The 8,849-nt window shown below is 48.9% G+C and carries 9 protein-coding genes and 1 tRNA gene; all 10 read left to right on the forward strand.

What is annotated here, in order from left to right:
• Window positions 1-240, forward strand: a 240-nt coding sequence (locus CHH67_RS26645) for a hypothetical protein (RefSeq protein WP_218832087.1), incomplete at its 5' end; no start/stop codon positions are given.
• A 236-nt stretch (window positions 241-476) separates the two neighbouring features.
• A complete protein-coding gene (gene guaB, locus CHH67_RS25430) occupies window positions 477-1,934 on the forward strand; it encodes an IMP dehydrogenase (protein ID WP_095268165.1) in 1,458 nt (485 codons plus the stop codon).
• 245 nt (window positions 1,935-2,179) lie between these two features.
• A complete protein-coding gene (locus CHH67_RS25435; protein WP_179292225.1) occupies window positions 2,180-3,523 on the forward strand; it encodes a D-alanyl-D-alanine carboxypeptidase family protein in 1,344 nt (447 codons plus the stop codon).
• 167 nt (window positions 3,524-3,690) lie between these two features.
• Entirely contained in the window at window positions 3,691-4,572 is an 882-nt protein-coding gene (gene pdxS, locus CHH67_RS25440) for a pyridoxal 5'-phosphate synthase lyase subunit PdxS (RefSeq protein WP_095268167.1), read from the forward strand.
• A gap of 17 nt (window positions 4,573-4,589) precedes the next feature.
• Window positions 4,590-5,174, forward strand: coding sequence for a pyridoxal 5'-phosphate synthase glutaminase subunit PdxT (gene pdxT / locus CHH67_RS25445; protein WP_095268168.1), 585 nt, complete (start codon window positions 4,590-4,592; stop codon window positions 5,172-5,174).
• Window positions 5,175-5,267: 93 nt separating this feature from the next.
• On the forward strand, window positions 5,268-6,554 hold the full coding sequence (gene serS, locus CHH67_RS25450) for a serine--tRNA ligase (RefSeq protein WP_095268169.1): 1,287 nt from the start codon (window positions 5,268-5,270) through the stop codon (window positions 6,552-6,554).
• Between the two features lie 74 nt (window positions 6,555-6,628).
• Window positions 6,629-6,717, forward strand: a tRNA-Ser gene (locus tag CHH67_RS25455).
• 97 nt (window positions 6,718-6,814) lie between these two features.
• Entirely contained in the window at window positions 6,815-7,156 is a 342-nt protein-coding gene (locus CHH67_RS25460) for a hypothetical protein (RefSeq protein WP_095268170.1), read from the forward strand.
• A 113-nt stretch (window positions 7,157-7,269) separates the two neighbouring features.
• Window positions 7,270-7,419 (forward strand): small acid-soluble spore protein P, encoded by a 150-nt coding sequence (locus CHH67_RS25465; RefSeq protein ID WP_095268171.1) that lies wholly within the window; start codon window positions 7,270-7,272, stop codon window positions 7,417-7,419.
• A gap of 323 nt (window positions 7,420-7,742) precedes the next feature.
• A complete protein-coding gene (locus tag CHH67_RS25470; protein WP_095268172.1) occupies window positions 7,743-8,819 on the forward strand; it encodes a hypothetical protein in 1,077 nt (358 codons plus the stop codon).
• Window positions 8,820-8,849 lie beyond the last annotated feature (30 nt).

Raw genomic sequence — 8,849 nt, forward strand, 5'->3', positions numbered from 1 at the left:
GAACAACCGAACAAGCTCGTTATCGATTCGTCGATAGCGAGCTTGTTTTTTGTCTTTCCTTTTGGCATAAAGCTATTCGTGAATCTCATGTTTGCTGTGATGAAGTCTATCTTGCCTGCTTCTGCAGGTCATCCGGACCGTTTTAATGCATTGCACGCTGGGCATACTAAAGCAGCTTTACCGAGTGGTCCCAACATTCCTCACCGGATGGTGTTTTGTATATGTACAGCATTTAATTAGTTGTTATGTAAGGATATGGACGGACTTTGTCCGTTCACGGTAGACACGGATATTGCCCTGAATGGATGGTGCAGCTATGCAGAAAAAGGTCTGTTCCAATGCCTTGACAGCCTATAGGCCCTTTGCTAAGATTGCAATAATATATTTCTGAAAATACAGAAAACGCCGTCCCATCCAGCCTTGAAACTATATTTAAAGTCCGCCGGAAGACGACAAACAAAGGAGGAATAACCCAGGTGTGGGAAGATAAGTTTAGCAAGGAAGGCTTTACTTTTGACGATGTATTATTGGTTCCTAGAAAATCCGAGGTACTCCCTAAGGAAGTGGATGTGACCACAAGATTAAGTGAACATGTGAAGTTGAACATTCCATTGATCAGTGCCGGAATGGACACCGTTACAGAGGCGCCTCTGGCGATTGCCATTGCTAGAGAAGGTGGAATCGGTATCATTCATAAAAATATGACAATCGAACAGCAAGCGGAGGAAGTCGATCGGGTGAAGCGCTCAGAGAGCGGTGTCATTACGAATCCATTTTCCCTTCGGGCTGACAACCTGGTAGCTGATGCTGAGAAACTGATGGGCAAATTCCGGATTTCCGGTGTGCCGATTGTTGATGAGCATAATAAGCTGATCGGGATTTTGACGAATCGTGACCTGCGTTTCGTCCACGACTACAACACCGTGATCCGCGATGTAATGACCAGCGAGAATCTGGTCACTGCTCCGGTTGGCACAACGCTGCAGGATGCGGAGTCGATTCTGCAAAAGCATAAAATCGAGAAGCTTCCTCTCGTGGATGAGAGCAACGTCCTGAAAGGCCTTATTACGATCAAGGACATCGAGAAAGCAATCCAGTTCCCGAACGCCGCCAAGGATGCGCAAGGTCGTCTGTTGGTGGGCGCTGCCATCGGTATCTCCAAAGACACCTTTGACCGTGCAGAGGCGCTTGTTCAGGCAGGCGTAGACGTGATCACGGTGGATTCGGCTCACGGCCATCATATTAACATTATCGAGGCTGTGCGCAAGCTGCGTGAGCGTTATCCGGATCTTACGATCATTGCTGGTAACGTGGCGACAGGTGAAGGAACTCGCGAGCTGATCGAAGCCGGAGCATCTGTAGTAAAAGTCGGCATTGGACCAGGCTCCATCTGTACAACCCGGGTTATTGCTGGTATCGGTGTGCCGCAAATTACAGCCATCTATGACTGTGCTACCGTAGCGAAGGAATACGGTGTTCCAATTATTGCTGACGGCGGTATCAAATATTCCGGTGAGATTACGAAAGCAATCGCCGCAGGCGCACACGCCGTCATGCTGGGCAGCATGTTTGCCGGCACGGAGGAAAGCCCTGGTGAATTCGAAATTTACCAAGGCCGTCGCTTCAAAGCTTATCGTGGTATGGGCTCCATGGCTGCTATGAAGCAAGGCAGCAAGGACCGCTACTTCCAGGAGGATGACAAGAAGCTGGTTCCTGAGGGGATCGAAGGTCGCGTAGCTTATAAGGGGCCGCTTGCGGATACAATCCATCAGCTGATCGGCGGTCTGCGCTCTGGTATGGGTTATTGCGGAACGAAGGATCTGGAAGAGCTTCGTAACGATACCCAATTCGTTCGCATCACGGGTGCGGGTCTTCGCGAGAGCCATCCGCATAACATTCAAATTACGAAGGAAGCGCCTAACTATTCCTTGTAAGAAGGAGCCTTTTGATGTTTTACTCTCGGGTTAACAGCAGATTATACATCAACTGCGAATATATGTAATTTATTTCCTCGGACAAGCCTGCCGGATTTCGGTTGGCTTGTCTTTTTTTGATACCCCCCCTATGATAGAATAGAACAAGCAATTGACTTATTGAGAATTAGAGGGGAGTAATTCCATTGATAGAGAAGTCTGCAAGAAAGAAACGTAAAATCGTACAACGAACTATAGCATCCTTGATGCTCGTTAATATATTGGGCTTTTCCACCGTGCCGGCCGTTTCTTTCGCCGCGTCCCACCTGGTAGCGACGGCGGAGACGACAAGCACCGATGAAACGGAAGCGACGACTACGACCAATGCGAAGCCAGACAAGGTACCATCCATAGATCAGCTCGGGCTCGAAGTGAAATCCGCTGTGCTGCTGGAGCCAACCACAGGTCAGATACTGTTGAACATCGACGCTGACGTGGCGTTGCCACCCGCCAGTATGACGAAGATGATGACAGAGTATATTGTGGCTGAGCAGGTGAAGCAAGGCATCATCTCTTGGGATGATGTCGTCACGGTGCGGGAGAATGCAGCTAAGAGCGTAGGCTCCCGCATCTTCCTTGCTGAGGGCGATCAGCATACGGTAAGAGAGCTGTACATCGCGATGGCGGTAGGCTCGGCGAACGATGCGACGGTTGCCCTGGCGGAGTATGTGGCAGGCACCGAGGCAGAGTTTGTCAACATGATGAACGAAACCGCGAAGCAAATGGGAATGGAAACGGCCTTTTTTATTAACTCAACAGGTTTGAGCCGGGCCGATATGCCAAAGAAATTCCGTCCACAAGAAGATCGCGAAACGGTGATGTCCGCCATGGATGCCGCGATTCTTGTTAAGCACATCGTCATGGACCATCCGGATTTTGCCGAGTTTACGGCGATTCCGTCCTATAAGTTTCGTGAACGGGATAAGGATCCAATCATTAACTACAACTGGATGCTGGAGTCCAACAAGGATATTACCAACTTTAAAGCTTATGCCTATGAAGGCCTTGATGGTATGAAGACCGGACATACGTCGGCAGCAGGATACTGCTTTGCAGGGACGGCTGAACGGGATGGCATGCGTCTGATCAGTGTGGTGATGGGGACTAAATCGGAAGGCGCTCGTTTCCAGGAAACGCGCAAGGTGCTGGATTACGGCTTCGACAATTTTGAAATCAAAGAGGTTGTACCGGCACAATCGACGGTAGAAGGTTTTGAGAATATCCAGGTCAGCAAGGGCAAGGATACAGAAGCTGCCATTGTAACGGACAAGCCGGTAAGCTTCATGCTTCCTAAAGGATCGAGTGGTGCTAACATCAACTTTGAAGCGACCATCGACAGCAACAATCTGACGGCGCCAGTTGCGAAGGATACAAAAGTAGGCACCGTGACATACTCTTATACAGTAGAAGGTATGGACAGTGAGCAGACGGTAACGGTCAATTTGATTACAGCTGACGAGGTTGAGAAGGCGGGATGGTTCAAGCTGTTGATGCGTGCAATCTCACAGTTCTTCGCAGATCTGTTCGAATCGATCAAAAATCTTTTTTAACCGAAACGTATAAATCCCGAGTAAATGGGTTGTATATTTGAGTTGATTGGGGTAAAATATCAAGTTAGATTCATGGACAAAGTTACGGACAGCGTGATGAATTAACATACCACTGGCATCGCTTGTGGCGATTCAGATATATCGTATTATTCGGGAGGCTAGGGCATATGGAAACAGGAACAGCTACTGTAAAAAGAGGCATGGCAGAAATGCAAAAAGGCGGCGTCATCATGGACGTCATGAACGCAGAGCAAGCGAAGATTGCCGAGGCTGCTGGCGCAACTGCCGTTATGGCACTGGAAAGAGTCCCTTCTGACATTCGTGCGGCAGGCGGCGTGGCTCGCATGGCGGACCCTACCATTGTGGAGGAAGTCATGAAGGTCGTATCCATTCCGGTAATGGCTAAAGCTCGTATCGGTCACTATGTCGAGGCGAAGGTTCTTGAGTCTCTCGGTGTCGATTACTTGGACGAGAGCGAGGTCCTGACGCCGGCTGATGAAGTTTTCCATATCGATAAATGGGATTTTACCGTTCCTTTCGTATGCGGCGCCAAGGACATCGGTGAAGCGCTCAGACGGATCGGTGAAGGTGCATCCATGATCCGTACGAAGGGTGAGCCGGGAACAGGGAACATCGTGGAAGCTGTTCGTCATATGCGTCTGATCAACAGCCAAATTCGTAAAGTGCAGAACATGTCGAAGGACGAGCTATATGCCGAAGCGAAGAATTTGGGTGTATCCTATGATCTGCTGAAAAGTGTACATGAATCGGGCAAGCTGCCTGTCGTGAACTTCGCTGCTGGTGGAATTGCAACGCCTGCGGATGCGGCTTTGATGATGCATCTCGGGGCAGACGGCGTATTCGTAGGCTCCGGTATTTTCAAGTCCGACAATCCGGAGAAGTTCGCTCGTGCTATCGTTGAAGCTACCACACATTATGAAGATTATAAATTGATTGCCGAGGTATCTAAAAACCTGGGCACCCCGATGAAAGGCATCGAGATTTCCAAGCTGTCGCCTGCTGAGCGGATGCAGGATCGCGGTTGGTAAGAGAGAGAAGGGGTAACATGAAGATCGGCGTACTGGCACTGCAGGGTGCCGTTACAGAGCATATTCGCAGCATATCGCTTGCTGGTGCCGATGGTGTTCCAGTGAAACGGGTAGAGCAGCTGGAGGATTTGGACGGGCTGATCATTCCCGGAGGAGAAAGCACTACCATCGGCAAGCTGATGCGCAAATACGGATTTATGGAAGCCATCCGGCAGTTTTCAGAGCAGGGCAAGCCAATTTTCGGAACATGCGCAGGACTGATCGTGCTGGCTGAACGGATTGACGGCCATGAGGAAGCTCATCTGAAGCTGATGAATATGACCGTGGCCCGCAACGCTTTTGGCCGGCAGCGTGAAAGCTTTGAGACCGATTTGGTTGTGAAGGGCATTGACGAGCCTATACGCGCGGTATTTATCCGTGCTCCCCTGATTATGGAGGTAGGATCGGACGTCGAGGTGCTGTCGACCTATAAGGATGAGATTGTGACCGCGCGTCAGGGGCATCTTCTGGCTGCATCCTTCCATCCGGAGCTGACGGATGATTTCCGATTGCATCAGTATTTTATTGAGATGGTGGAAGCAAGTCGAACTGGTGTACAATAAAAGAATAGAGAAAACATCTTGACTCTTGTTGCAAGAGTCAAGTTTGTTTTTCTTAAACAAGTGGAATTTGGATGTTATTTAGGAGGGTTTCCCGTGTTAGACGTAAAAATATTGCGCAACGACTATCACCGCGTAGAGGAAGCATTGAAGAACCGCGGCAAATCGCTTGATTTGATCTCGGATTTCCCCGAGCTGGATGCACGGCGGCGTGAGCTTCTCCAGGAAAGCGAGAACTTGAAGAACCGGCGGAATACGGTATCAGCTGAAGTGGCGAGATTGAAGAAGAACCGTGAAAATGCAGACGATCTCATTGTAGAAATGCGTGAGGTGTCCGACCGTATCAAAAGTTTGGATGAAGAGGTTCGTGAGCTTGAGAACCAGATTTCCGAGCTGACGCTGGCCATTCCGAATATTCCTCATGAAAGTGTGCCGGTCGGGGCTTCCGAAGAGGAGAATGTAGAGGTTCGCCGCTGGTCCGAGCCGCGGACGTTCGATTTTCAGCCGAAGGCTCACTGGGAAATTGCCCAAAGTACGGACATCCTTGATTTTGAAGCAGCAGGCAAGGTCACAGGCTCTCGATTCACGTTCTATAAAGGACTCGGAGCTCGACTTGAACGCGCGCTGATTAACTTCATGATGGACCTGCACAGCGATAAACACGGTTATGAAGAAATGCTTCCTCCCTATATCGTCAACCGGGACAGCCTGTACGGAACAGGCCAACTTCCTAAATTTGAAGAGGATCTGTTCAAGCTGAGCGACACGGATTACTATCTTATCCCGACGGCGGAAGTGCCTGTTACGAACTATCACCGCGAGGAAATTTTGAGCGCTCAAGAATTGCCAAAGTATTATGTGGCTTACAGCTCCTGCTTCCGTTCCGAGGCGGGTGCAGCCGGACGTGATACGCGAGGCCTGATTCGCCAGCATCAATTTAACAAGGTTGAAATGGTGAAGATAGTACATCCGGATCAATCTTTTGAAGAGCTTGAGAAGATGACTGCAGATGCAGAACGTGTACTTCAGCTTCTGGAGCTTCCATATCGCGTGATGCTGCTGTGCACGGGCGACATGGGATTTGGTTCCACGAAAACCTACGACCTGGAGGTATGGCTTCCGGAGAGCGGGATGTACCGTGAAATCTCTTCCTGCTCGAATATCGGGGACTTCCAGGCCCGCCGCGCGAATATTCGTTTCCGCCCGGAAGCGAAAGCGAAGCCGGAGTTCGTGCATACCTTGAATGGATCGGGGCTTGCCGTGGGTCGGACGGTAGCGGCTATTCTCGAGAACTACCAGCAAGCGGACGGCAGCGTCGTAATTCCGGAGGTTCTTCGTCCTTACATGGGCAATGTGAGTGTCATTGCTCCGAAGGATAAATAATATTTGATAATTGTTGTCGTTCTGTGGTATAATGATCTTCGCATGTGATTCATGCAAGAGCTTTATACCATCTTGGAGAGGTACCGAAGCGGTCATAACGGGGCGGTCTTGAAAACCGTTAGGGGGCAACTCCACATGGGTTCGAATCCCATCCTCTCCGCCATACATATATAGAGTAAGCTGTTCCCTTCGGGGGACGGCTTTTTTTGTATAAAACAACACGCATCTCCGCAATTTATAAGGAAGGGGAGGTGTGAATGATGAACTCAGAGCTGAATGTAAATCAGGAAACGCTGGTCAGTGCCTGGCAAGAAAGACTCGGGACGATTCTGAAGCCAGGAGACCGGGCCGAGGTAGCTGCAGACGAAGGGAATCCTCAAGCTGTCCGGATCCATATTGATACGGCAGGGAGACAGGACTATTCATTCGACTTTCAATGCACCTACGTGGATTCCAGGGAAGTGAGAGTGGATCTGGTCGATGTGGAGCGAGCGGGCGCTACGACGGATGAGCGCAACGAGAACATTCAAGGGATGGTTAGCGATTACACACGTCACATTCATGAATGCGCACAAGCGCTTCAGCAAATCACACATCACTGACCGGGATCGTTGATTATAGGACCCAGGTCCTGATCATGCCGGCAAGGTCGACACAAGGCCAGGCAAACACCTGGGAAGGCAGCTATCCCAGCAATTGAAATGGAGGTCATGGCATGAGCAAACCGAAATCTGTTCCGGTGCCGGAGGCGCAGGAGCCAAAGCGCGAGCGTGAGGAACAGCATCGTGGTGGGCAAGAGCCGCTGTCCGGATCGCATCGTGCGAAAATTCGCAAGCAGTCGGGTAACTTTAATCCAGAAGGGTAGGCTCGATGCAGAGCCGGCTGTATGAGGAGAATAACAGAAGATTGGAGCTTCCTGCGATCGTGCGGGAGGCTCTTTTTCGTCTAATGAGAAAAAGCCTGATTTTTTTCTGAAACTCTTTCTGACTCCACCTCGTATAAAGGGGAAAGTGTTATTCAAAGGGCCCTTACAAATAACACGACATCATTTGGAATAAAGAAGTTTGATTTCAAAACAACTGAGATATTTCAGAAAAAATTCCAAATAGTGTTTCTCAATCTGACAAAATAGGTTATGATGAAAAGGTCTGTTATTTTTTTCTTAAGATCTAGAGGGGAGAGTTTTTAATGAACAAGAAGTTAGTAGCCATTATGTTAACGCTGCTACTGTCCGTAACAGTCGTTCTCGCTGGCTGCGCCAAGAAAGACGAGCCGAAAGCTGCTATGGTCAATTCACTGAAGAGTGCAACAGCAATGACTTCCTATGAGATGAGCAGCAAATTCGTCATTGAGGATCTGGTAATGAACATTGCCGAAATAAATACTGCAGATGCGGAGCTTGCTCTTAATGTCCTGAAGAATGCAGAAGTCACGCTGGATGGGGTATACCAAGCCGATCCGATGCAAGCCGAGTTTAAAATGGGAATTAACTTGAAGGGCGATATGGCCATGTCCTTCAATCTGGATATGGTGATGACGCAGGAGAAAATCTATGTGAAGGTTCCGAATATCCCGATGCTGCCGCTGCCTGAAGAAGTTGTAGGCAAATTCCTAGTTCTTGATCTGAAGGAGCTTGCTGAGGAAGCTGGGGAATCCTTCAATCCGGCCACACTGGATGCGAAGAAATCCCAAGAGTTCTCGAATGAAATCCTTGAAGCATTCATGAGTGAGTTTGACGAAGAGAAATACTTCAAAGAAATCGCGGCATCCGATGTTAGTCTTCCAGAAGGCATTGAGACGAAGCAAATCATTCAATTCTCCATTAATAACGACAATGTGAATGAAGCTGTAGAGCTGATCGTCAACAATGTGCTTCCTAAGATCCTTGACATCATTGCCAAGGAAGAATATCGTGAACTGGTCGGTCTGACGCAAGCAGAGATTGATGAAGCGAGAGAATCCATCACTTCGGTGAGTCAAGAAGATCTGAAGATCGCACTTGAGGAATTGAATGAGTTTCTCGTGATCAACAGCTTCAATATCAATACCGCTATCGACAAAAAAGACTTCCCTGTATACCAAGATGTGACGGCTGACCTGGTCTTCAACGATCCTGAGTCCAGCGACAACATGAAGCTTGTATTCAAAGGAAGCTCTCATTACACGAAAATCAATGAGACAGCAGAATTTAAAGTAGGCATCCCACAAGATGCTGATGTTGTTACCATGGAAGAATTCGAAGAGGCAATGTACTACGGGTATTAATTCTCTTTATTCGTTTTCATTGCAGCGAAA

This window comes from Paenibacillus campinasensis (assembly GCF_002272015.1).
Taxonomy (GTDB): domain Bacteria; phylum Bacillota; class Bacilli; order Paenibacillales; family Paenibacillaceae; genus Paenibacillus_AQ; species Paenibacillus_AQ campinasensis.

Bases quoted from the DNA above. Each gene is read 5' to 3' on its own strand.
- CHH67_RS25435 (WP_179292225.1), top strand. From the start codon at position 2,180: ATGCTCGTTAATATATTGGGCTTTTCCACCGTGCCGGCCGTTTCTTTC.
- pdxS (WP_095268167.1), top strand. From the start codon at position 3,691: ATGGAAACAGGAACAGCTACTGTAAAAAGAGGCATGGCAGAAATGCAA.
- pdxT (WP_095268168.1), top strand. From the start codon at position 4,590: ATGAAGATCGGCGTACTGGCACTGCAGGGTGCCGTTACAGAGCATATT.
- CHH67_RS25460 (WP_095268170.1), top strand. From the start codon at position 6,815: ATGAACTCAGAGCTGAATGTAAATCAGGAAACGCTGGTCAGTGCCTGG.
- CHH67_RS25465 (WP_095268171.1), top strand. From the start codon at position 7,270: ATGAGCAAACCGAAATCTGTTCCGGTGCCGGAGGCGCAGGAGCCAAAG.
- CHH67_RS25470 (WP_095268172.1), top strand. From the start codon at position 7,743: ATGAACAAGAAGTTAGTAGCCATTATGTTAACGCTGCTACTGTCCGTA.